The organism is Alistipes sp. An54 (assembly GCF_002159375.1).
In the GTDB taxonomy this organism is placed as follows: domain Bacteria; phylum Bacteroidota; class Bacteroidia; order Bacteroidales; family Rikenellaceae; genus Alistipes; species Alistipes megaguti.
Window position 1 is genome coordinate 84,784 of record NZ_NFIA01000005.1, and the last position, 23,533, is coordinate 108,316.

At 62.8% G+C, this 23,533-nt stretch carries 16 protein-coding genes; 8 read left to right on the forward strand and 8 right to left on the reverse strand.

The window, feature by feature from the left end; genetic code table 11:
- Positions 1-10: 10 nt before the first annotated feature.
- Positions 11-1,810, reverse strand: a complete 1,800-nt coding sequence (locus B5G09_RS06365) for a tetratricopeptide repeat protein (protein ID WP_087404518.1) — start codon at positions 1,808-1,810, stop codon at positions 11-13.
- A gap of 12 nt (positions 1,811-1,822) precedes the next feature.
- Positions 1,823-2,848, reverse strand: a complete 1,026-nt coding sequence (pheS, locus tag B5G09_RS06370; RefSeq protein WP_087404519.1) for a phenylalanine--tRNA ligase subunit alpha — start codon at positions 2,846-2,848, stop codon at positions 1,823-1,825.
- A 76-nt stretch (positions 2,849-2,924) separates the two neighbouring features.
- Between pheS and B5G09_RS06375 the strand changes: the two genes are divergently transcribed.
- The gene (locus B5G09_RS06375) at positions 2,925-5,228 is read left to right on the forward strand and encodes a patatin-like phospholipase family protein (RefSeq protein ID WP_087404520.1); all 2,304 of its coding nucleotides are present in this window, start codon (positions 2,925-2,927) and stop codon (positions 5,226-5,228) included.
- 297 nt (positions 5,229-5,525) lie between these two features.
- Here B5G09_RS06375 and B5G09_RS06380 read toward each other — a convergent pair whose 3' ends face one another.
- The 4 genes from B5G09_RS06380 to B5G09_RS06395 all read right to left on the reverse strand — a co-directional run bounded on the left by B5G09_RS06380 (position 5,526) and on the right by B5G09_RS06395 (position 11,416).
- On the reverse strand, positions 5,526-7,526 hold the full coding sequence (locus tag B5G09_RS06380) for a M13 family metallopeptidase (RefSeq protein ID WP_087404521.1): 2,001 nt from the start codon (positions 7,524-7,526) through the stop codon (positions 5,526-5,528).
- 127 nt (positions 7,527-7,653) lie between these two features.
- Complete coding sequence (locus B5G09_RS06385) at positions 7,654-8,916, reverse strand: phosphoglycerate kinase (protein ID WP_087404522.1); 1,263 nt, start codon at positions 8,914-8,916, stop codon at positions 7,654-7,656.
- Positions 8,917-9,126: 210 nt separating this feature from the next.
- Positions 9,127-10,455: an ABC transporter permease gene (locus B5G09_RS06390; protein ID WP_087404523.1), complete on the reverse strand. Its 1,329-nt coding sequence runs from the start codon at positions 10,453-10,455 to the stop codon at positions 9,127-9,129.
- Positions 10,456-10,489: 34 nt separating this feature from the next.
- The gene (locus tag B5G09_RS06395) at positions 10,490-11,416 is read right to left on the reverse strand and encodes an ABC transporter ATP-binding protein (RefSeq protein ID WP_087309536.1); all 927 of its coding nucleotides are present in this window, start codon (positions 11,414-11,416) and stop codon (positions 10,490-10,492) included.
- 188 nt (positions 11,417-11,604) lie between these two features.
- On the opposite strand from B5G09_RS06395, the gene B5G09_RS06400 reads away from it, so the two are divergent.
- The 3 genes from B5G09_RS06400 to B5G09_RS06410 all read left to right on the forward strand — a co-directional run bounded on the left by B5G09_RS06400 (position 11,605) and on the right by B5G09_RS06410 (position 16,018).
- Positions 11,605-14,121 carry a hybrid sensor histidine kinase/response regulator gene (locus tag B5G09_RS06400; protein WP_087404524.1) on the forward strand — a complete coding sequence of 839 codons (2,517 nt, stop codon included), beginning with the start codon at positions 11,605-11,607 and terminating at the stop codon, positions 14,119-14,121.
- Positions 14,122-14,125: 4 nt separating this feature from the next.
- Positions 14,126-15,487: a sigma-54 dependent transcriptional regulator gene (locus tag B5G09_RS06405; RefSeq protein WP_087404525.1), complete on the forward strand. Its 1,362-nt coding sequence runs from the start codon at positions 14,126-14,128 to the stop codon at positions 15,485-15,487.
- Between the two features lie 294 nt (positions 15,488-15,781).
- Positions 15,782-16,018 (forward strand): hypothetical protein, encoded by a 237-nt coding sequence (locus B5G09_RS06410; protein WP_239403214.1) that lies wholly within the window; start codon positions 15,782-15,784, stop codon positions 16,016-16,018.
- A 348-nt stretch (positions 16,019-16,366) separates the two neighbouring features.
- Here the strand turns inward: B5G09_RS06410 and B5G09_RS06415 are convergent, their stop codons facing one another.
- Positions 16,367-17,359 (reverse strand): GNAT family N-acetyltransferase, encoded by a 993-nt coding sequence (locus tag B5G09_RS06415; protein WP_087404526.1) that lies wholly within the window; start codon positions 17,357-17,359, stop codon positions 16,367-16,369.
- 37 nt (positions 17,360-17,396) lie between these two features.
- The gene (locus tag B5G09_RS06420) at positions 17,397-18,230 is read right to left on the reverse strand and encodes an acyltransferase (RefSeq protein WP_087309532.1); all 834 of its coding nucleotides are present in this window, start codon (positions 18,228-18,230) and stop codon (positions 17,397-17,399) included.
- Between the two features lie 94 nt (positions 18,231-18,324).
- Between B5G09_RS06420 and rsmH the strand changes: the two genes are divergently transcribed.
- Genes rsmH through B5G09_RS06440 form a run of 4 tightly spaced genes read left to right on the forward strand, consistent with a single transcriptional unit; the run spans position 18,325 to position 23,513 of the window.
- A complete protein-coding gene (gene rsmH, locus B5G09_RS06425; protein WP_087404527.1) occupies positions 18,325-19,227 on the forward strand; it encodes a 16S rRNA (cytosine(1402)-N(4))-methyltransferase RsmH in 903 nt (300 codons plus the stop codon).
- A 4-nt stretch (positions 19,228-19,231) separates the two neighbouring features.
- Positions 19,232-19,759, forward strand: a complete 528-nt coding sequence (locus tag B5G09_RS06430; RefSeq protein ID WP_087404528.1) for an FtsL-like putative cell division protein — start codon at positions 19,232-19,234, stop codon at positions 19,757-19,759.
- 6 nt (positions 19,760-19,765) lie between these two features.
- On the forward strand, positions 19,766-22,024 hold the full coding sequence (locus B5G09_RS06435) for a penicillin-binding transpeptidase domain-containing protein (protein WP_087404529.1): 2,259 nt from the start codon (positions 19,766-19,768) through the stop codon (positions 22,022-22,024).
- Between the two features lie 4 nt (positions 22,025-22,028).
- Entirely contained in the window at positions 22,029-23,513 is a 1,485-nt protein-coding gene (locus tag B5G09_RS06440) for a UDP-N-acetylmuramoyl-L-alanyl-D-glutamate--2,6-diaminopimelate ligase (protein WP_087404530.1), read from the forward strand.
- Positions 23,514-23,533: the final 20 nt, after the last annotated feature.

A 23,533-nucleotide genomic window follows, 5' to 3' on the forward strand; every position in this document is an offset into this window, starting at 1 on the left:
GGTACGGCGGTTATTCTGCGGGTTTGGTTTGGGCGGGCTGCTTGAGCCGCTCGTCGATCAGTGCGGCGTTGTAGCCCTTCTCGCGGGCCATCTGCCAGTAGATCTCTGCCATGAACTGTTCGCCCAGTTGGTGGAGCACATCCCCGTAGTGGACCATCAACTCGGGACTCTGCTGACCGTCCAGTGCCACGGCCCGTTTCAGGATCTGGCGGGCCTCCTCCATGCGCCCCATCTTGTAGAGCACCCAGGCCCGCGTATCGAGGTAGGTGGGGTTGTTGTCCGTGAGATCCGTCACGCGCGTTGCCATGGCAAGGGCCCGCTCCAGATCCCGCTCCTCCAGCGAGAGGAAGTAGGCGTAGTTGTTCATTACCAGCGTGTTGTCCGCCCAATAGCGAAGACTGCGGTCGTAGGCCTTGTAGCACTGGTTCATGTCGCGGCGGTTGATGCCTCCGCGGCCGGCCTTCGAGCGGGCGAAGAGCTCCTCTTCGGGGATCGAATCGTTGCCGACGGCCTTCAGATGCCATGTGTCGCCGACCATGCCCCAGATGACGCTGCGCAGCGAGTCCGTGGCGGCGTAGCGAAGCGATTCGCGGTAGGCACGGATCGCCTTGTCGTACTGTTTCGTCTGCACCATGGCGTGGCCCCGCGCCAGATGGAAGTCAATCTTCTCCGGAAAGATCGACAGCGCCTTTGTCACGTAGTGTTCCACGGAGTCCGGATGTTGGAGATAGCTCTCGATGTCGATCACCATGCGGTAGTACTGCTCGACGGGCGGCCGGTCGTTCAGATGGCGTTTGTAGAGCGCCAGCGCCTGCTCCAGTTCGCCCGAGGCGATCAGGTGTCCGGCGTAGAGCTCCACTACCCGCGGATCGTTCGGATAGCGGATCGCAAGTGTGGCGGCCAGATCGTTGAGCTGGAAGTAGTATTCGCGGTAGAACCGCGTGTCGGAAGTGAGGTTCTCGAAACGTTTGACCTTCAGTTCGAGGGGCATCTCCTCCGAGAGGAAGATCTTGCGCGTGACCGAAAGCAGCGACCGGTAGTCCTGACTGCGGGCGTAGTAATCGCTCAGCGCAGCCAGCGTCTGCACGTTCGTCGAGTCGATCCGCAGGGCCGCCCGGTATTCGACCATCGCCAGCGAATCCTGCTTGTCAGCCGCGTAGAGATTGGCCAGCACCACATGGTTGTCGGCGTCGTAGGGGACTTCGTCGACCAGGGCTCGGGCTTCGTCAATGGCCTTGTCGATCTGGTTCGTGGCCACCAGCAGCTGGCGTTTCATGCTGCTCAGCAGCGGTATGCGTCCGAATCGGACCTCGGCCGAATCGAGCGTGATGAGCGCCGTGAAGGGACGGTCGGCCTGCTCGTAGAGGGCGGCCACCAGACGGTAGTTGTCCGGATCCTTCGGGTCGGCGGCCAGCAGCTGCCGGTAGACATTCAACGCATCGTTGTAGTGTTCGGTCACGAGCAGCGTCTGGGCGTAGAGCCGGTGGTACCAGAGGTTGGCCGTGTCGAGGCGCCAGGCGCGGCGTGCCGCATCGATGGCCCGGTCGGGCAAGGTGTGCAACAGCATTCCGGCCAGTTCGAACCAGGCTGGAGCGTAGGATGAATCGCGTCGGATCGCCTCCCCGAAGAGCTCCCGGGCCCGGGTCGTATCCCCGAAGATGGTGTTTTGCTTGATCCCCTCGGTGTAGAACCACACGCTCGGCAGCGTATCGGAATACCCCGGGGTCGTTGTCCGCAGACTCTTCCCCGAGACGAAGGCCGCCGAGAAGAATGCCACGCAGCAGATCGTGATCACCGGGAGTCGTTTCATGGGCAAGCGGGTTTAGAGCGCCTGGTCGAACTGGTGGAGGAAACGCACGTCGTTCTCGAAGTAGAGGCGCAGGTCCTTGACGCCGTATTTGAGCATGGCGATGCGCTCAACACCCATGCCGAAGGCGAATCCCGAATACTTCTCGGGATCGATATCATTGGCTTTCAGAACGTTCGGGTCGACCATGCCGCACCCCATGATCTCGAGCCAGCCCGTCCCCTTGCAGACGGCGCAGCCCTTGCCTCCGCAGAGGTTGCACGAGACGTCGACCTCGGCCGAGGGCTCCGTGAAGGGGAAGTACGACGGACGCATGCGGATGGCCGTCTGCTCGCCGAAGATCTCCTTGGCAAAGTAGAGCAGCGACTGCTTCATGTCGGCAAACGAAACCCCCTCGTCGATGTAGAGACCCTCGATCTGGTGGAAGATGCAGTGGGCGCGGTAGGAGATGGCCTCGTTGCGGAAGACGCGGCCCGGGCAGATGACCCGGATCGGCGGCCGCTGGTGCTCCATCGTGCGCACCTGGATCGACGAGGTGTGCGTGCGCAGCAGAATGTCGGGATTCTTCTCGATGAAGAAGGTGTCCTGCATGTCGCGTGCCGGATGTTCGGGCGGGAAGTTCAGGGCCGAGAAGACGTGCCAGTCGTCCTCGATCTCGGGGCCGTCGGCCACGGTATAGCCCAGTCTCGAAAAGACCTCGACGATCTGGTTGCGCACGAGCGTGATCGGGTGGCGCGAGCCGAGGTGTTCGGCCGAGCCCGGGCGCGTCAGGTCACCCGACGAAGCGGTCTGCTCCTCGGCGGCATGCTGCAGCTCCGCGCGCAGCGAGGCGATGCGCTCCGTGGCGGCACTCTTCAGGCGGTTGAGCTGCTGGCCCAGTTCGCGCTTGAACTCCGGAGCCACCGTCTTGAACTCCTCCATCAGGGCGTTCAGTTCGCCCTTTTTGCCCAGAATCCGGATGCGGAACTCCTCGAGTTCGCCGGCTGCCTTGGGTTTGAACTCCTCGACTTGTCGCAGAAGTTCATTGATTTTCTCGATCATATTTTGCGTGTGTTTCTTTTTTGTCTACTTTTGAAGGACATCCTTGTAACGTGCAAAGTTATAAAAAAATTGAGATATGTTGCGTAAAATAGGCTCATTTGTGGCGTTGCTGCTGCTCCTGGGGCTTCGTGCCGAGGCCCGGGGCGGCGTCGGAGTGGTGATGAGCGGAGGCGGTGCCAAGGGCCTTTACCACATCGGCGTACTGGAGGCCCTCGAGCAGAACGGCATCCCGATCGACTACGTGGCCGGGACCTCCATGGGGTCGATCATCGCCGCCATGTACGCTGCCGGGTACGCCCCTGCCGAGATGAGGGCCATCGTCAGTTCGGGCGTGGTCAAGGAGTGGGTCTCGGGACGCATCGATCCCAACCGCTACATGAGTTATTACCGGCAGTTGGGCAGCAACCCTTCGTTTTTTCTGAACGTGCGCGTGAATCTCGGCAATCCGGCCGGCGAACGGCTCCAGTTCCCGACCAGTCTCATCTCCTCGACACAGATCGACCTGGCGCTGATCGATCTCTTTGCCCCGGCCACGGCCGCTTCGGGAGGCGATTTCGACCGCCTGATGGTGCCGTTCCGCTGCGTGGCCAGCGACATGAACCACCGCCGGCCGGTGGTCATGCGCAGCGGCGATCTGGGAGGGGCCGTCCGTTCGTCGATGTCCATTCCGCTGGTCTTCAAGCCCATGGAGATTGATTCGATGCTGCTCTACGACGGCGGTATCTACGACAACTTCCCCTGGCGGCCCCTCGACGAGGAGTTTCATCCCGATCTGATCATTGGGTCGATCTGCACCGGCGGAAATACCCCGCCCAGCGCGGAGAACAGCATCCTCGATCAGGCCTTCATGCTCGCCATGCAGGAGACCGACTATACGCTGCCCGAGGAGCGGAGCGTCACGATTCGGCGTGCCGTGGAGGTTTCGATGCTTGATTTTGACCAGGCCGAGATGATCATGGACCTCGGCTACCTGGATGCCATGGCCGCCATGCCGCAACTGCTCGAAAAGGTTGCCGAACGCCGCGATTCGAGCTGGTATGCCCAACGCCGCGAGGCCTTCCGCAAACGGTCGCCCGAACTGGTCTTCGACAACTACCGCATCGAAGGCTTGCAGCATGATCAGCGCGAATACATCCGTGATTTCCTCCACATGGACCGTCGTACGCCCGGCGTGCAGCGTCCCATGGGTTTCTCCGAGTTGCGCGACAACCTCTTCGAGATTCTGGCCGACGGAAACCTTACGATGGATTTCCCCACGGTCGCCTATGATTCGCTCTCGGGGCGCTACTCCTTTGCCACACGGCTCCACACACGACCCAGCTTCAAGATCACCATCGGCGGAAACGTCTCCTCGACGGCCTTCAACCAGGCCTACATCGGCATGAGTTACCGCTGGATCGGGCGTGTCTCGCAGCAGTTGGGGGCCGAACTCTACCTCGGACCCCTCTACACGTGGGGTTCGCTTGGCGGCCGGACCGATTTCTACGCCATCGAACCGCTCTTCATCGACTACGCCTACAACTTCTCGGTAAGCAACTTCCGCCATGGTTACTTCGGCAATGTCTCGCGCATCAACAATGCCGAACAGGTCAAGAGCAGCGAGAGCTTCTTCTCCGTGGGGGTCGGAATGCCGCTCACCCACCGCAGCGTCTTTACCCTGCGCTTCAACGGCGGACACGTCAACTACCGCTACGATGCGGAGGATCTCTTTGCCGACGACACCGATCTGTCGCGTTTCGTCTTCTACGGTCTGCGCGCCGGGCTGGCCCGCAATACGCTCGACAAGTTCCTCTATCCGCGCCGCGGGTCGGAGCTCTACCTCTCGGCCATCTACGTCAACGGTCGCGACAAGTTCAAACCCTGGGATGCCGAGGTCTTCATGTCGCGTGAGCGGAGGCAGTGGTTCGGCGGGCGTTTCACCTGGAACAAGTTCTTCGACATGCCCCAGAGCGGCTGGTTCTCCTTCGGGGTCAACGTCGATGCCGTCTACACCAACCAGCCCGACTTCTCGACCCAGAGCGCCACGCTGATGGCCATGCCCGAGTATGCACCGGTCTCCCATGCGCGGATGATCTTCATGCCCGACTTCCGTTCGGACCGTTTCGTGGCCGGGGGCGTCATGCCCACCTTCGATCTGATGCCCGACTTCTTCTTCCGCACGGGTTTCTACACGATGTTCCGCCGCAAGCGCGACTTCAATCCGTTGGGCGTTCCCGACGAACGCTGGCACTACATTGCCGAGGCGTCGCTGGTCTACCATTCGCCGATCGGGCCCGTCAGTCTCTCGCTGACGAAATACGATCTGAAGAGCTGGAAGAACATGTATTTGACCTTCAACTTCGGATACGCCATTTTCGCTCCCAAGGGCACCTTTTATTGAACCGCGGACTTTTTACGCTTTGTCTCTACCGTGCGGTATTTCAAGGCTCAAAAGGCTTTGTGGTGGCGTATTTTCTTGAACCGGACCCTCATTCCGCACTCCACCTTCCGGCGCGGTAGTCCGGCGCGTGAAATGGCTCGGAAACGGCGTGTTTTCTTGAACCGGACCCTCATTCCGCACTCCACCCTCCGGCGCGGTAGTTCAACGGTCCGAAAACCCACAAAAAAACCGTCCGATGAAAGTCGGACGGTTTTTTCATTCGGGTTGGTTTGGGGAGCCCCCACACCGCCTCCGGAGTTACCAGATGATCACGCGCTCCTCCTCGGGCAGGAACATCGCCCCGTCGGTGATGTTGAAGGCGTCGTAGAAGTCCTGGATATTGCGCAGCGTGGCATCGACACGCCACTTGCCCAGCGAGTGTACGTCGAGTTTGGTCAGACGCGCGATCTCCTCATCGCGGATGTTCTGGGCCCAGAGCGTGGCGTAGGCCAGGTAGAAGCGCTGGGCATCGGTGAAGCCGTCGATCGGGGCCGGATGTCCCTTGCCCTCGAGCGAGTTCTGGTAGGCCGTCCAGGCCACGCGCAGACCCCCCTGATCGGCGATGTTCTCTCCCAGGCAGAGGGCTCCGTTGGCATGCAGCGCCGGCTGTCCGTCCTTGGCCGGAAGCACCTCGATGGCATCGAACTGCTTGACCAGCACCTCCGTCTTGGCCTTGAAGGCTTCGGAATCCTCCTCGCTCCACCAGTTGTTCATGTTGCCGTCCTTGTCGAACTGACGGCCCTGATCGTCGAATCCGTGGGTCATCTCGTGGCCGATCACCACGCCGATGGCTCCGTAGTTGACGGCATCGTCGGCATCCGGGTTGTAGAACGGCGGCTGCAGAATGGCGGCCGGGAAGCAGATCTCGTTGGTCGTAGGGTTGTAGTAGGCGTTTACGGTCTGCGGCGTCATGCCCCACTCGGCGCGATCCACCGGCTTGCCGTATTTCGAGAGGTTGTCCTTCGTGGCCCAGATGCTGGCGTCACGCAGGTTCTCGTAGTAGCTCTTCGCGGGGTCGATCTCGAGCGTCGAGTAGTCCTTCCACTTGTCCGGGTAACCGATCTTCACGGTGAAGGCGGCCAGTTTCTCCTGCGCCTTGGCCTTCGTGGCGTCCGACATCCAGTCCAGGGCGGCGATGTGCTGCGAGAGCGACGTCTGCAGGTTCTTCACCAGCTGCGTCATGCGCTGCTTGTCCTTCTCGGGGAAGTACTTGGCCACGTACATCTCGCCCACGGCCTCGCCCAGCAGTCCGTTGGGCACCGACATGGCGCGTTTCCAGCGGGGTTTCTGCTCCTGCTGGCCCGACATCGTGCGGCCGTAGAACTCGAACGAGGCGGTCTGGAAGTCGTCGCTCAGCGACGAGGCGCCGCCGTTGATGATCTGCGCGGCCAGGTAGTGGCGGATCTTTTCGAGCGGAAGCGTCTTGAGCATCTCGTTGACGCGCGCCATGACGCGCTTCTGCTCCACGATCAGCCGGTCGACCTGCTCCAGACCCATGCCCTTGAAGTAGACGTCCCAGTCCAGCGCGTCGTATGTCCGGGCGAACTCCTCGCGCGTCATCGGGTTGTACTGCGCCGGGATGTCGCGCTGCTCGACGTTCGAGAAGAAGACTTCGGCCAGCGAATCCTCGATCTCCAGCGCATCGGCTGCGGCCGTGGCGGCTGCCTCGGCCTCATAGCCGCACAGCGTGAAGAGTTTGACCAGATAGGCCTTGTAGGCCTCCTTGATCTTGGCGTTCTCCGGGGCCACGTAGTAGTCGCGGTCGCCCATCGAGATGCCCGACTGGCCGACGTAGAGCGTATTGACGTTGCTGTCCATCAGGTCGGCCATCACGCCGATGCCGAAGAAGGGATTGCCCAGTGCCATGTGGATCCGGGCCAGCAGGTCGGGAAGCTGGGCGCGGTCGGTCAGACCCTCGACCATCTGCAGGTCGGCCTCCAGCGGTGCGGCCCCTTCGGCGTTCAGACGCACGGAGTCGAGCCCCATCTTGTAGAGGTCCGAGATCTTCTGCTCGACACTCCCCTTCACGGCCTCGGTCTTGGCCATGGCCTGGAAGAGCTCGTTGATGCGTTTTTCGTTGTTCTCGCGCAGGACGTCGAACGATCCGTAGCGCGAGAATTCGGGTTTGAGCGGGTTGTTCTTCTGCCAGCCGCCCGTGGCATACTGGTAGAAGTCGGCGTTCGGGGCTATCGACAGGTCGAAGTTGTTGAGGTCGATGGCCGGAACCTTGTTGCTGTTATTGTTTTGACAGGCTGCCATACAGGCGACGGTTGCTGCTAAAAGAATGATACGTTTCATATCGTTGTGTTCGGGTTTTCGATGAGAAACGGAGACTTCCGGAGTTCCGGAAATCTCCGCTTCGGAATTGCGTATTTGTCGCTCCGTTCTATTCGCGGATGGCCTCTACGCCGGGCAGCGTGCCGAACTCGATGTACTCGAGCAGGGCGCCGCCGCCGGTCGAGATGTAGGATACCTGGTCGGCCAGACCGAACTTGTTGATGCAGGCTACCGAATCACCGCCGCCGATGAGCGAGTAGGCGCCCTTCTTCGTAGCCTCGGCGATGGCCAGAGCCACCTCCTTCGAACCCGTGGCGAACTTGTCGATCTCGAAGACGCCTACCGGGCCGTTCCACAGGATGGTCTTGCAGCCCAGGATGTGCTCGCGGAAGATCTTCTTGCCTTCGTCGGCAATGTCGACACCCTCCCAGCCGTCGGGGATGTTGTCGGCCGGAGCCGTCGAGGTGTTGGCGTCGGCCGAGAAGGCGTCGGCGATCAGCGCATCGGGCGACATGACGAGCTGTACGCCCTTCTTCTTGGCCAGCTCGAGGATCTCCAGCGCTACGGGGAACATGTCGGGCTCGCAGATCGAGTTGCCGACCTTACCGCCCTGGGCTGCGGCGAACGTGTAGGTCATGCCGCCGCCGATGACGATCGAGTCAACCTTCTCGATCAGCGACTTGATGACGCCGATCTTGGTCGAAACCTTCGAACCGCCGATGATGGCGCAGAACGGGTGCTGCGGAGCCTCCATGAGCGACGAGATGGCCTTGACCTCCTTCTCCATCAGGTAGCCGAACATCTTGTCGTTGGGGAAGTACTTGGCGATCAGGTAGGTCGACGCGTGCTTGCGGTGTGCCGTACCGAAGGCGTCGTTGATGTAGCAGTCGGCATACGAGGCCAGCTTCTTGACGAACTCCTTCTGCGGACCCTCCTTCAGGGCCTTCTTGGCGGCATCCTTTTCCTCCTTGGTGGCGTCCTCGGCCAGACCGCGGGGTTTGCCCTCCTCCTCGGCGTAGAAGCGCAGGTTTTCTAGCAGCATCACTTCGCCCGGCTTGAGGTTCCTGGCCATCTCGGCGGCCTTCTCACCCATGCAGTCGCCGGCGAACTGAACCTTTACGCCCAGGTTCTTCTCGATGGCGGGGATGATCTGCTCGAGCGAATATTTCGGATCGGGGTTCTTCTTCGGGCGACCCATGTGCGACATGAGGATCACCGAACCGCCCTCGGCCAGGACCTTCTTGATCGTCGGCATGGCGGCACGGATACGCGTGTCGTCGGTTACCTCGCCCTTCTCGTTGAGGGGCACATTGAAATCCACGCGGATGATCGCGCGTTTGCCTTTGAAATCGTACGTGTCAATCGAGTTCATAGCTCCTTGATTTTAAGTATTTTGTAGAAATCTTACTCTTTTCGTGATCCGGCCGGCGGCAACCGCCTTCCGAATCCGCGACAAAAATAGAAAAAATTTTCAGGAAAACTGTTATTCGGATAACAGAAAAAAAGGGGTTTTCCTGAAGAAAGCCTTCGTTTTCGGGCGGCGCGGCGGGGTTTTCGTCGCCGGAGGGCCTTTTCCGGCGGGTCAGTATTTGTACCGCACCCACTTGGCGAGCTCCTTCAGGGTCGGTTTCTTGCCGTACATGAAGATGCCCACGCGGTAGATCTTGGCCGCCAGCCAGACCATCCCCACGAACGAGGCGTAGAGCACCGCCAGCGAGAGGCCGATCTCCCACCAGGGGATGTCGTAGGGGATGCGCGCCATCATCACGACGGGCGACGTGAAGGGGATGATCGAGAACCAGAACGAGAGCTGCGAATTGGGGTCCTCGATGACGGCCAGCATGGCCAGCAGGGCGAGGATGATCGGCAGCGTGATGGGCATCTGCAGCTGCGAGGCGTCCTGGATGTTGTCGACGGCCGACCCCACGGCGGCGAACATCGCCGAGTAGAGCAGGTAGCCCCCCACGACGAACAGCAGCAGACAGCCGAAGATCTTGAGCATGTAGCCCAGATCGGTCATCGTGGCCAGCGCCTGCATCATCTCGGGATCCAGACCGCTCATCGAGGCGGCGTCGGGCATCCCCTGCTGCATGGCCTGCACTCCGGCCAGCGCATCGGCGGGCAGCAGTCGGGGCATCACGACCCCTCCGACCACCGTCACGAGAAGCCCCCACAGCAGGATCTGCACCACGGCGACGGCCGCCACGCCGAGAATCTTGCCCATCATCAGGTCGAAGGGCCTTACCGACGAGACCATCACCTCCAGCACGCGGCTGTTCTTCTCCTCGATGACCGACTGCATGACCATCGAGCCGTAGGTCAGCAGGAAGATGTAGAGGATGAATCCCAACACGTAGCCGATGGCCGTGGCGGCGACCGACGACTGCGCCTGTGTATCCTCCTCCTGCGACTTGTCGTTGCGGAAGGTTTTCATCGTGACCGTGGTCTTCACCTCCGCGAGGATCCGGTCGAGATCCTTGATGTCGTAGGCCTTGAGCTTTTCGGTCTCGAGGATCTTGGCGATCTGGTCGGTGATGTCGGTTTCGAGCGAAAGCGATGTCGAGGCGTTGGCGTAGAGCTGCACGTCGTTCGGGTTGGTGAGGATGTCCCGACCGATGCACAGCACGCCGAAGAGGTCGGTCAGCTCCCGGCGGGCCGCTTCGGGGGGCAGGTCGGTCGGCTCGAAGCGGATCCCGTTGCTGCTTTCGAGGTGCGGGGCCACCACGCCGCTGTCGTCGATGACGGCGATGTGCTTCTGTTCCCCGCGCGAGTACTTCATGATGAGGGCCGGGGCGGCCATCAGCGCAATCATCAGGATCGGGGTGATGAGCGTCGAGAGGATGAAGGTCTTTTTGCGGACGCGTTCGTTGAATTCGCGCTGGATGATCAGCAGTATGTTGGATCGGGCCATGGTGTGTTTCGTATTTTTGGGTGGATCGTTCGGATCAGAGGGTGCCGTTGACGGCGCGGATGAAGATGTCGTTCATCGAGGGGATCAGTTCGCGGAACGAGCGCAGGTCGACCGCCTCGTTCACGGCCGCAATGACGCCGCGCACCTCGTCGTCGCCGGCCACATGGAGCTTCAGCGTCCGGTAGAGGGACTCCTCCCCTTCGGCGCCGTCGAGGATCTCGCAACGCCCCTCGACGGCGCGGCGCAGCGCCGCCTCGTCACCGCGGAAGGCCACTTCGAAGAGGTTCGAACCGTGGCGGCGGCGGATCTCGTCGACGCGTCCCGAGAGGATGTTCTTCGAACGGTTGATCAGCGTGATGTGGTCGCAGATCTCCTCCACGGACGACATGTTGTGGGTCGAGAAGATCACCGTGGCCCCCTCGTCGCGCAGGCGGAGGATCTGCTCCTTGAGCAGGTTGGCGTTGATCGGGTCGAAGCCCGAGAAGGGTTCGTCGAAGATCAGCAGCCGCGGCCGGTGGAGCACCGTGACGATGAACTGCACCTTCTGGGCCATCCCCTTCGAGAGCTCCTCGACGCGCTTGTCCCACCACGCCTCGATGCCGAACCGCTCGAACCACTCCCGCAGGCGCGCCGTCGCCTCGCGGCGCGACAACCCCTTCAGCCGGGCGAAGAAGAGGGCCTGTTCGCCCACCTTCATCTTCTTGTAGAGACCGCGCTCCTCGGGCAGGTAGCCGATGCGGCGGACATCCTCGGGAGCGATTTCGCGGCCGTCGAAGAGGACGCGGCCGCTGTCGGGAGCCGTAATGCGGTTGATGATGCGGATGAGGGTCGTTTTGCCGGCGCCGTTGGGGCCGAGCAGTCCGTAGACCGATCCTTCGGGGATCGAGAGCGAGACGTCGTCGAGGGCCGTATGTTCGGCGTAGCGTTTCGAGACGTGCTCGACCGTGAGTAAATCCTTCATGTTGATTTGCGTGGCTGTTTTCGGATCGTTATCCCTGCAAATATACGGACAAATCGGAAAGGTCAAAAGATTTTTTATCGTTTTTCGATATGCCGCGGGGACTTTCCCCATGCGGTGAGCGGTGGAAAACGGGCCTTGCCCCGGCCGGGAAGTTGTCCGTTGGCGGAACTTTCCCTATCTTTGGTGCCGTGAAGGAGTCGAAATTCGTCAAAACCAAGATCGTGGCGGGCTACGTGCTGCTGGTGGCCGTCAGTATCCTCGCCGTCGCCTATGTCTACCGGGCGGTGGTGCGTTTCTCGGCGCCCGATCGGGATTATGCTCTCCTCCATACCAAGCGTACGGCCGTCAACCGCACGCTCTACCACCTCTATCAGGCCGAGAGTTACGGCCAGCTGATGATTGCCGGCTACCTCTCCTACGAGAACCGCTACCGCAGCGAACTGCGCACCGTGCAGGGCTGCATCGACTCGCTGCGTGCGCTGACCGGGCGTGAGGATACCCTGCAGCGGCTGCGGCTGGACAGCATCACGCGGCTGCTCGGGGACAAGGAACGCCGTACGATGCGTCTGCGGCAGACGATCCGTGCCGGATCCACGGCCGGACTGCTCGACAAGAACATCCGCGAACTGATCGGCCCGCAGACGAGTATCGTGGCCGATACGACCCCCTTGCGACGGCTGCAGCAGGTCTCCGGGCTGTTCGGTGCGCCGGCGGATTCGGGAGAGATGGTCCCGCGCCGCGGGGCCGGCAGGCCGATGCTGCCCGTGGGGGTGGTCCGGGATACCATCGAACTGGTGCTCCAGGCCCTGCAGGACAGCGTCACGAGCAACCGCCTGCTGATCTACGACCGCGCCTGGCAGGAGGGGCTGCGCCTCAGCTACAGCAACGATCTGGTGAACATGAAGATCTACAGCCTGATCCTCGACTTCGAGGCCGAGGATACGGCGTTGCTGATGCGGCGCATCCGTCGTTCGGAGGGGATCCGGCGCCGCGCGTCGCACATCCTGGGCGGGGTGACCGGCGGTTCGATCCTGCTGATGCTCTTCTTCGTGGGGATCCTCTGGCGCGACGTCAACCGCGGGAACCGCTACCGCCGCGAACTCGAACGCGCCAACCGCGAGAAGGAGTCGCTGCTGGCTGCCCGCGAACAGCTGATGCTGGCCATCACGCACGACATCAAGGCTCCGCTGGGGTCGGTGATGGGTTATATCGACCTCCTGTCGCGACTGACCGACGACAAGCGCCAGGAGCTCTATCTGCACAACATGAAGGACTCGTCGGAACACCTCCTGGCGCTGGTCAACAGCCTGCTGGATTTCTACCGGCTGGATATCAACAAGATCGAGGTCAATCGCGTGGCGTTCTGTCCGGCACAGCTCTTCGAGGCCATCCGGGCGGGATTCGCCGCTTCGGCCGCGGCCCGGGGGCTCGACCTGCGCTTCGAAACCGGTGAGGGGGCCGCCCGCACGGTGGAGGGGGATGCCTTCCATATCCGGCAGATTGCCGACAACCTGTTGTCCAATGCCTTGAAATTCACCGACCGGGGATGGGTGAAACTGCGGGTCGACGTCGTCCGCGGCGAGCTGATCTTCTCGGTGCGCGACACGGGCCGCGGCATCGGCCGCGAGGAGCGCGAACGGATCTTCGGTGAATTCGTCCGGCTGAGTTCGGCCCGCGGGGTTGACGGCTTCGGACTGGGCCTTTCGATCGTCGACCGGCTCGTGAAGCTGCTCGGCGGGCGGATCTCGCTCGAAAGCCGGCCCGGCGAAGGAAGCCGCTTCATCGTGACGTTGCCCGTCCGCGAAACGGGACTGGCGGGCGGGGGCTGTGAGACGGTGAGGGATGCTGCCGCCGGCGCGGAGGCGGATCGGCCCGCGGCGTGTCCGGCCGCGGTGTCGGCCGAAGGGGGCGAATGGCGCGTGCTGCTGGTCGATGACGACCCGCTGCAGCTGGAGATGACGGCGGCGATGTGCCGCCGGGCCGGGATGACGGCCGAAAGCTGCCAGTTCCCCGAATATGTGGGCAAACTCGTCGCCGAGGGCCATTTCGACCTGGTGATGACCGACATACAGATGCCGTCGGCCGACGGATTCACCGTGCTGAAGACCGTACACGGGGTCGATCCCGAACTGCCCGTGGTGGCCGTCTCGGCGCGTGGCGAACTGGATGCGGCCGACCTCACGCAGCGGGGCTTTGCCGGGTGTCTGCGCAAGCCCTTCACCTCGCAGGAGCTCGTCGAGGCGATCCGGGCGGCGGTTCCGGCGGCTTCGGCGGCCGGTCCGACTGCCGGTTCGGAGCGGCATGGCGGTGTCTTGCCGGACGGGACGACGACGCCAACCGCCGCCGCAGCGATTGCCGACGGGACGGAGCAACCGGCTGCCGGGGCGGATTTCCGAGCCCTGACGGCCTACGCCGGCGACGACCGCGAGGCGGCCCGGAGCATCCTGCACTCCTTTGTCGAACAGACGACGGCCAACTTTACGGCCCTCTCCGAGGCGCTCGACCGGCAGGATGCCGCCGCCGTGAAGGCCCTCTCGCACAAGATGCTGCCGATCTTCACGATGCTCCGCGCGCGGGAGATCGCCGAGGAGCTGCGCCGGGCCGAAACCGCCGACGAACCCCTGATCCACTGTGGCGAACTGCGGCAGACGGCGGCGAAAATCCGTGCTCTGGTCGCAGAAGCGGAAAAAATCTTATCTTTGTAATACGATGAAACGAATTCTGATTGTTGACGATGATATCACCTTTGCGCTGATGCTGCGGACGTGGCTCTCGAAACGCGGTTTCGAGGTGGCGGCCGTATCGACGGTCGCCGCGGCGCGCAAGAGCCTCTCCGAAGAGGCCTTTTCCCTGGTTCTGTGTGATATGCGGCTCCCGGACGAGGATGGGATCTCCCTGCTGCAGTGGATGGCCGGACAGGGCATGACGGCCCCGGTGATCGTCATGACGAGCTATGCCGATATTCAGAACGCCGTGCGCTGCATGAAGCTCGGGGCGCGGGATTACGTGGCCAAACCGGTCAATCCCGACGAGCTGCTCAAGAAGATCGGCGAGGCGCTGGAACCCTCCACCGAAGCGGAGCCGGCCGGAAAACCCGCACGCCGCGGCGGCTCCGGCTCCACGTCGGCCGTTGATGCGAAGCGTGCGAAACTCAACTACATCGAGGGGCGCAGCGATGCCTCGCGACGTCTGTACGAGTATATCCGGCTGGTGGCCCCGACCAACATGTCGGTGCTCGTCAACGGCGCCAGCGGTACGGGAAAGGAGCACGTCGCGCAACTCATTCATCAGAACAGCAAACGCGCCGGGAAACCCTTCGTGGCGGTCGATTGCGGCGCCATTCCCCGGGAGTTGGCCGCCTCGGAGTTCTTCGGTCATGTCAAGGGTTCGTTCACCGGTGCGGTGGGCGACAAGAAGGGTGCCTTCGAGCTGGCCGACGGCGGAACGCTCTTCCTCGACGAGGTGGGCAACCTCACCTACGAGACGCAGGTCCAGCTGTTGCGCGCCCTGCAGGAGCGGCGGATCCGTCCCGTGGGCGGGAATCGCGAAATCCCGGTCGATATCCGGCTGGTGGCCGCCACGAACGAGGATCTCGAGGCTGCCATCGTGCGCGGAACGTTCCGCGCCGATCTCTACCACCGCATCAACTCCTTTATGCTGCGGGTCCCCTCGCTGCGCGAACGACGCGAGGATATTCCGCTCTTTGCCGACTTCTTCCTCGACCAGGCCAACCGCGAACTCGACAAACGGATTGTCGGTTTCGATGCGTCGGCCTTGCGGGCGCTGACGGCCTGTGACTGGCCGGGCAACCTGCGCCAACTGAAGAACACGGTGATGTCGGCGACGCTGCTGGCCGCGGGCGAATACATCACTGCCGAAGATCTTCCGCGCGAGATTACCGGGGCGTCGGGGCCGGTTCCGAGCTATTCGCTCCACGACCCCGCCACCGAAGAGGAGCAGATCCGGCGGGCGCTGGCTGCGGCGGCCGGCAACAAGTCGCAGGCCGCCAAACTGCTCGGCATCGACCGCAAGACGCTCTACAACAAACTGCATCTGTACGGCATCGAGTGACATCGCGCACCTTTGCCGCTCTTGTTTACGACCAGGGTTCCGGGGCCGAGCTCCGGAACTTTTCGTTTTTCGGCCCTTTCGGCCGGATTGTGGAAAAATGCCACACCTGCGACCGCTTTTCCACACCTCCGACAAATGGTCCCAGGGTGTCGCCGAAGTTTATTGTTCCTGATAAACAGCGAGTTACAATCTTGCTGAATTTTTGGCACCGGGCTTGAACTTCAGGGAGACAGAACGTAACTGAGACACCGTTCACCGAAAAATGATTGTCCAACCTGTTAAAAATTGTGAGTTATGAAAAAGACAATGGTAATGTTGGCAGTGATGATGTTGATGGCTGGAGGTCTGGTAATGGCTCAGGAGCCCGAGAAGCAGGAACCCCCGAAGAAGGATTGCCCGGTGCCCGACGAGCAGCCTGCGCCCGACCAGAAGCCCGAGGAGGAGCCTTCGGCGCCTGATCAGAAACCCGAGGAGGAGCCTTCGACTCCTGATCAGACTCCTGCAGACCCTGTATCGCTGTCGATTGAATAATATTTGATCTGGACGGGCTCAGCGAAGATCCCTTGTGTGGAGAGTGAGCTTGAGAAGGATCGTCGCGGACCTCCGTCCTTTTTAGTTTTCATTTAATTTATTTTTAGTTAAACAATTGTTTGCCTGGTTCCCTGCCTTCGGGCAGGGATTTTTTTTGGGTATGGGGTCTGGGATGGACAAGGCCGGTGACCGGGAGGCGGGTTGCCCGGAGCCGATGGCCGGACGGGGAAGGTGCGGTCGTGGCGGAGTGTAGATCCCGGAAGCGGGCGACAGAGTCGGTGGAGGATCAAAAAACAGGCTCCGGACACTCCGAAGCCTGCAGATGGAATGAAACGGTTGTCGGGCGGGTCAGACGTCCCGTTTTTTGGTGATGCGCCCGAGATGCTGGCGCAACTGTTCGCTGAACTCCTCGCGGCGGTGCTTCAGGTTGGCCCGCCACCCCTGCCAGCGCGTATAGCGAAGCCTCTTTTCGGGGTAGATGTCCCGGATCGTCACCAGGATGCCCGTCTCCTCCACGCCGCCGAAGTCGGGATTCGACACCGTGTCGAAGACCCGCATCGTCGGGGAGAGATTCATGTAGGCGTTGATCAGCGGCGGAATGTTCTCGTTGAACTCCCGCACCTTCTGGATCAGAATGCGGTAATTCTCCATATAGGTCTCGCCCGAAAAGAGCTCCTCGTAGTAGGGGTCGTCCAGATCGAGCCGGATCGGGTGAATCCCCTCGACCAGCCCCTCGCGGTCGGGGAAGTAGCGGCGCAGAAACCAGATCAGCGCATTGCGCGCCACAGCCTTGTAGGTGGTGTACATGGTGACCTTGCCGAAGAGGTATTTCGCCTTGGGATTCAGCACGATCAGCGCCCCCAGTCCGTCCCAGAGGTTGTCCAGCGCATAGATGCTCTTCGAGTTGCCGCGCGCCTGGTAGGAGGGCTGGATGAATGAACGCCCCAGTTCGATGGTGCGGGGCAGGTATTTGCGGCGGAAACGCTCGCTGAAGCGGAAGTAGTGCTCCGTGGAGAGGTGGCGCGGATTGGGCGTCGTGCAGATGATAAAGCGGTAGCCGCCGATGATCTCGCGGGCGGCCGGGTCCCAGACGATGAGCTGGTAGTAGCCGTCGGGGGCGAGATCCTCCTCGTCGATGTCGACCTCGTGGCCCGTGCCGCCGCCGGCGCTCCGGAAGGCCACTTCGCGCAGTCGTCCGATTTCGCGCATCAGCGCCGGACACTCCGCAGCCGGGAAGATATAGATTTCGTTGCCGGCCCGATGGGTGTCGCGGACTTTGCGGGCCGGGGTCAGTTCAGCCAGCAGCAGCTCCCGGTCGACGGGTTCGATGATGGGTTCCATGCTTTTCTGTTGCTTTGACGCGGCAAAAATACCACAATTAGCGGGATTTTGCCGGTTCTTTGAGCTTTTTTTCCAGAAAATACGCCTTTTTGCGTACCTCTTCGGCCTGTTCGCGCAGCGAGCCCAGGTGCTGGAGTTCGCTCACCGGAATCGGGTCGCCCACGACGATGCGGAAGTGGCGCCCCTTCTGCGAGAACATCTCGTCGGGGAGCCACAGCATCTCGATGTTGAACTTCACGCCCAGCGCCTTGCGCAGGTGGTAGAGGCGGTAGAAGAAGTTCGACAGACGCCCCTCGACGAAGACCGGGACGATCTGCCGCTGCGAGGCGTAGGCCTTTTTCAGAAAGCTCACCTTCCATTCGGGGTCGGTGACCCGGCCGTTGACCGTCCGCGAGCAGAGCCCCGCCGGGAAGGTCAGGATCGGAAGGTCGCCGAAGAACTCCTCGTCGAACTTGCGGGCATAGGCCGCATTCTGCGCGCCGTGCTTGTTGACCGGGATCCAGAGCGGCCGCAGCGGTTCGAGGTGCATCAACAGGTCGTTGACCACCACGCGGGCATCGCCGAAACGTTCGATCAGCTTGTCGGCCAGCATCATGCCGTCCATGCCCCCGAACGGGTGGTTCGAGACGAAGAGGTAGCGCCCGCGCGGGTCGAGACGTTCGAGCCCCTGCGCGGAGTAGGTGACCTGCCACTCGCGGAAGGCCGCACGGATGAACTCCTGCGGCGGCAGCGTCCAGTAGCTGGCGAGAATGTGGTTGATCTCCCGTTCGTGGATCGTACGGCGGAGCCATCCGACTATCGGGCGGGGGATCCAGCGGGCCGCACGCGGGGCCTTTTCCCGCAGCACGGCGCCGATGTCTATCTGAGGCATGGAGTCTTCGAAAATTTAATCGAACAAATATAGGCATTCTTTTTCAGAAAAGCACTAACTTTACACCCCAAATAGACCTTTGTCAACCGCAATCATGTCTGCCTACCATACACCCGTACTGCTGGAAGAGTCTGTGGCCCTGCTGGGTATCCGTCCCGACGGCATCTACGCCGACCTGACGTTCGGCGGCGGAGGCCATTCGCGCCGCATCCTGGCCGACCTCGGACCCCAGGGGCGGCTCTATGGTTTCGACCAGGACCGCGATACCCGCGAAAACTGCCCCGACGACGCGCGGTTCCACTACGTGGAGAGCAACTTCCGCTTTCTGCGCGGGGCGCTGCGGCTGCGCGGCGTGACCGCGGTTGACGGTATTCTGGCCGATCTGGGGGTCTCGTCCCACCACTTCGACGATCTTGAACGCGGCTTCTCGTTCCGCGGCGACGCCCCGCTCGACATGCGCATGAACCAGCGCGGACGGTTAACGGCCGCCGATGTGGTCAATACCTATCCGAGCGGGGATCTGACCCGCATCCTGGGCGACTGGGGCGAGCTGGAGACTCCGTGGAAGGTGGCCAACTGTCTGGTGAAGGCCCGGGCGGAGGCTCCCCTGACGACCACGGCCGGACTGGTTGCGGCGGTGAAGCCCTGTACGCCGTCCCGGGATCCCTCGAAATTCCTCACGAAACTCTTCCAGGCGCTGCGCATCGAGGTCAACGGCGAGATGGAGGCGCTGAAGATGGCCCTCGAACAGAGTCTGAAGGTCCTCAAACCCGGCGGACGGCTGGTGGTTATCTCCTACCATTCGCTCGAAGACCGGCTGGTGAAGAACTTCCTGCGCAGCGGGAACTTTACGGGCGAGGTCGAAAAGGACTTTTACGGGCGTCCGCTCGCCCCGTTCGAGGCGCTGACCCGCAAGGCCGTCACCCCCTCGGACGAGGAGCTGGCGCGCAATCCCCGATCCCGTTCGGCGAAACTCCGGGCGGCCGTAAAACGCTGACACCATGTATCAGGACCACGAATTCGATCCCATCACTCCCGAGGAGCAGGCCCGGCGCGACGAGGAGGCGGAGTTCGCCCGCCGCGTGCGCCGCGAGGTGCGCCGCATGGAGCGCGGCGAGGTCGACGAGGAGATCCGCGCCGAGGAGGAGGCCGAAGCGGCCGAGGAGGAGGCCCGGCAGGCCGAAGCACGCCGGCGCGAAGCCCGCGAACGCCGCCGACGGTCGAGCACCCTGTGGCAGCTCTTCTCGGGGACGATTCTCGTGCGCCGCGGGGTGTCGCGCTATTACCCCTATCTGCTGACCATCGCCGGGATGTTCTTCCTGAGCATCGTGGTGATGTTCTGGTCGCTGCACCTCGACATGCGCTACACGCGTCTCGAACGCGAGGTGCAGAAGCTGCGCGAACGCTCGATTCGCCTGCAGGAGCAGCGCTTCCAGCGCACGACCCACTCGGCCGTCATCGAAGAGCTCCATGCCCGGGGCATCGACCTCTACGACCCGCTCGCACCGGGTGAAATCATCGAAAACTGATCGGCCATGAAGGAGGAACGTTCGAAAGTCAAAAGCGATATCCTGCTGCGGGTGAGGTTGTTGTACGTGCTCTTCATCCTCGCCGGGGCCGTTGTGCTCACCCGGATCGTCTGGGTGCAGCTCTTCAGCCGCGAGGTGGCCTACAACGCCGATCGCCTCTCGAGCCGCATCTTCACCCGCGAGGAGATCAAGGCGCAGCGCGGCAGCATCCTCTCGCGCGACGGCGAACCCCTCGCCACGTCGATCTTCCGCTATCAGGCCGCCTTCGACTTCGCCTCGCCCGGTCTGGATTCGCTCGACACCTTCCGCGAACAGGCCGATTCGCTCTCCAAACTGCTCGCCGCCTTCTTCCGGGACAAACCCGCCTCGGCCTATGCCCGCATGTTCCGCGAGGAGCATGCCCGGCGCTATCGGCTGGTGCGGCCCCGCGATACAACCTGTCTGCGCTCCGAGGGGCGCATCGCCCGCTTCTTCGACCGCCTGCGCGGCGAAGAGTACATCACGCGGCGCATCTACGACACGCTGCGCGACCATACGCCGGTGAACATCTTCCCCCGCGAGGTGGACTATGCCGAATGGGAGGTGCTGCGCCGCTATCCGCTGCTGAACTGGAACATGGGCATGGTCTACACGCTCGTCGAACGCGACGAACGCATCTACCCCCAGGGCGAACTGGCCCGACGGACGATCGGTCTGACGGGCAACCGCGGCAACTACGGTATCGAGGAGGCCTACCGTACGGAGCTGGCCGGCCGCGACGGACAGGCCATCCGGCAGCGCATCGCCCGCGGATTCTACGGCCGCGTGGCCGGGGCCGATCATGTCGATCCGGTCGACGGCTGTGATGTGGTGACGACGCTGGATCTCGATCTGCAGGATGTGGCCGACAAGGCGCTGCGCCGGCAGCTCGAACAGCAGAATGCCGTCTGGGGCACGACGATCGTCATGGAGGTCCATACGGGCGAGATCCTGGCGCTGGCCAACCTCGGGCGCGATCCCGGCGGCGGCTACTCCGAACGCGAGAACTACGCCCTGAGCCGCTCGATGGAGCCCGGATCGACCTTCAAGCTGGCCACGATGCTCACGCTGCTCGACGATGCGCGGATGTCGCCCTCGACCGTCTACGATACCCACAACGGCGATCCGGTGACCGTCGGTCCGGCCCGCAACATCCGCGATTCGCACCGCGGCGACCACGAAATCGACTTCCGGCGGGCCGTGGCCTCGTCGTCGAACGTCTACTTCGCCGAGGCGGTCTGGGACCGCTACGGCATCACGGGCAAGAAGTTCGACTACAGCCGCTACCTCCACGAAACGCTGCACCTGGGCCAGACCGTCGGCCTCGAACGCCTCGGCGAACGTCAGCCGTCGATCACCACCGACTGGAAGGTCCCCGATCCCGGCGTGATGTTGGTGAAGATGGCCTACGGCTATCGCGTGCGGCTGGCGCCGATTCAGATGATCACCTTCTACAACGCCATCGCCAACGGCGGGAAGATGATCTCGCCGGTGCTGATCCGCGAGCTGCGGCGCGGCGATCGGGTCGAGGAGCGTTTCGAAAGCCGCACGATCGCCTCGTCGATCGCCTCGCGGGCGGCCCTGCACGAGGTGCAGCAGTGTCTGCAGGCGGTCTGCACCGAGGGTACGGCCAGCGCCTTCTTCCGCGACACGACGCGCGTGAGGGTCGCCGCCAAGACCGGTACGGCCCAGATTACCGCCCCGTCGGAGGGCGGCCGCCCCTATCTGGGTTCGATGATCGCCTACTTCCCGGCCGATGCGCCGCGCTATACGGTGCTGACGACCATCGAGACCCGCGCCCAGCCGGGCAAGGCCTACTACGGAGGTCCGTTGGCGGGTCCCGTCGTCAAACGCATGGTCGACTACATCTACAACCGCGGCAACGACTGGTACGGAAGGGTCGAGGCGGACGGTCCGCGCCGCTATCCCGACCGCATCAAGGGGGGCGACATCGCCCAGATCCGCCGTGTGGCCGGCAAGTTCTCGCCCCGCACCGAGTGTGAGGCGCGTCGGGGATGGGGCCGTACGCGCGTCGACAGCCTCTCGCGGGTGGTGGTCACGGCGATCGACGAGACGCCCGGCGTGATGCCCGACGTGAGGGGCATGGGGCTGAAGGATGCCCTCTTCCTGCTCGAAAGCCGCGGCCTGCGGGTCCGCTTCTCGGGCCAGGGGGCCGTCATACAGCAAACGATTCCCGCCGGATCCCGCATCACTCCGGGGGCGGCGGTAACCATAACGTTGAAATAGAGAGATGAAGAAAATTTCGGAACTGATACGTCATACGCCCGTCGTGGCGGTGACGGGCGATCCCGAAACCGCGGTCGGGGGGCTGACCTACGACTCGCGGCACGTGAACCCCGGCGACTGCTTCTTCGCCATCCGGGGCACGCAGAGCGACGGCCACGACTATATCCCGATGGCCGTCGAACGGGGAGCTGCGGCGGTGGTCTGCGAGCGGTGCCCCGAGGAGCCGGCTGCCGGCGTCGTCTATGTCGTGGTGGGGGATTCGTCGGGGGCGATGGCCGATCTGGCCGCGGCCTTCTACGACTTCCCGAGCCGCGAACTGCGGCTGGTGGGCATCACGGGAACCAACGGCAAGACCACGACCGTCACGCTGCTCTACGACCTGGTGCGCGGTCTGGGCTACCGTGCCGGACTGATCTCGACGGTCGTCTACCGCATCGACGGACGCGAGATCGAGGCCACGCACACGACGCCCGATCCCATTCGCCTGAACGCCATGATGCGTGAGATGGTCGACGCCGGCTGCGAGTACTGCTTCATGGAGTGCTCGTCGCACGCCATCGTCCAGGAGCGCATCCGCGGTCTCGACTTCGCCGGCGGGATCTTCTCGAACATCACCCACGACCATCTGGACTACCACAAGACCTTCGCCGAGTATATCCGGGCCAAGAAGCTCTTCTTCGACCACCTGCCGGCCGGGGCCTTCGCCCTGACGAACGTCGACGACCGCAACGGCCGCGTCATGGTACAGAACACGGCGGCCGCCGTGAGCACCTATTCGCTGCGCGAGATGGCCGATTTCCGCTGCAAGATCCTCGAGATGCACGTCGACGGCATGCTGCTGCGCATCGACGGACAGGAGCTCTGGACGGGGCTCCTCGGGCGGTTCAACGCCTACAACCTGCTGGCCGTCTACGGCGCCGCCGTGCTGCTGGGACTTGACCGTGCGGAGGTGCTGCGCGTCCTGTCGACGCTCCACCCCGTGAGCGGGCGCTTCGAGATCGTCCGCGCCGCCAACGGCACGGTGGCCGTGGTCGACTACGCCCACACGCCCGATGCACTCGAAAACGTGCTGCGGACGATCGAGGAGCTGCGCCAGCCCTCGCAGCAGCTGCTGGTCGTATGCGGCTGTGGCGGCGACCGCGACCGCACGAAACGTCCCGAGATGGCGCAGATCGCCGTCCGCTACGCCACGACGGCCATCTTTACGTCGGACAACCCGCGCCACGAGTCGCCCGAGGCGATTCTCGACGAGATGGTGGCCGGCCTGCAGCCCGGCACGCGCTACGTGCGCATCACGGACCGCGCCGAGGCCATCCGCACGGCGGTGCTGATGAGCCGTCCGGGCGATCTGATCCTCATCGCCGGCAAGGGCCACGAAACCTACCAGATCATCGGCGACGTGAAGCACCACTTTGACGACCGTGAGGAGGTGCGCCGCGCCTTCGGACTCTTGTCTCCGGCCGACGGACCCGCCGCTGCGAAATGCTGAAACACTTTGATTTACAGAAC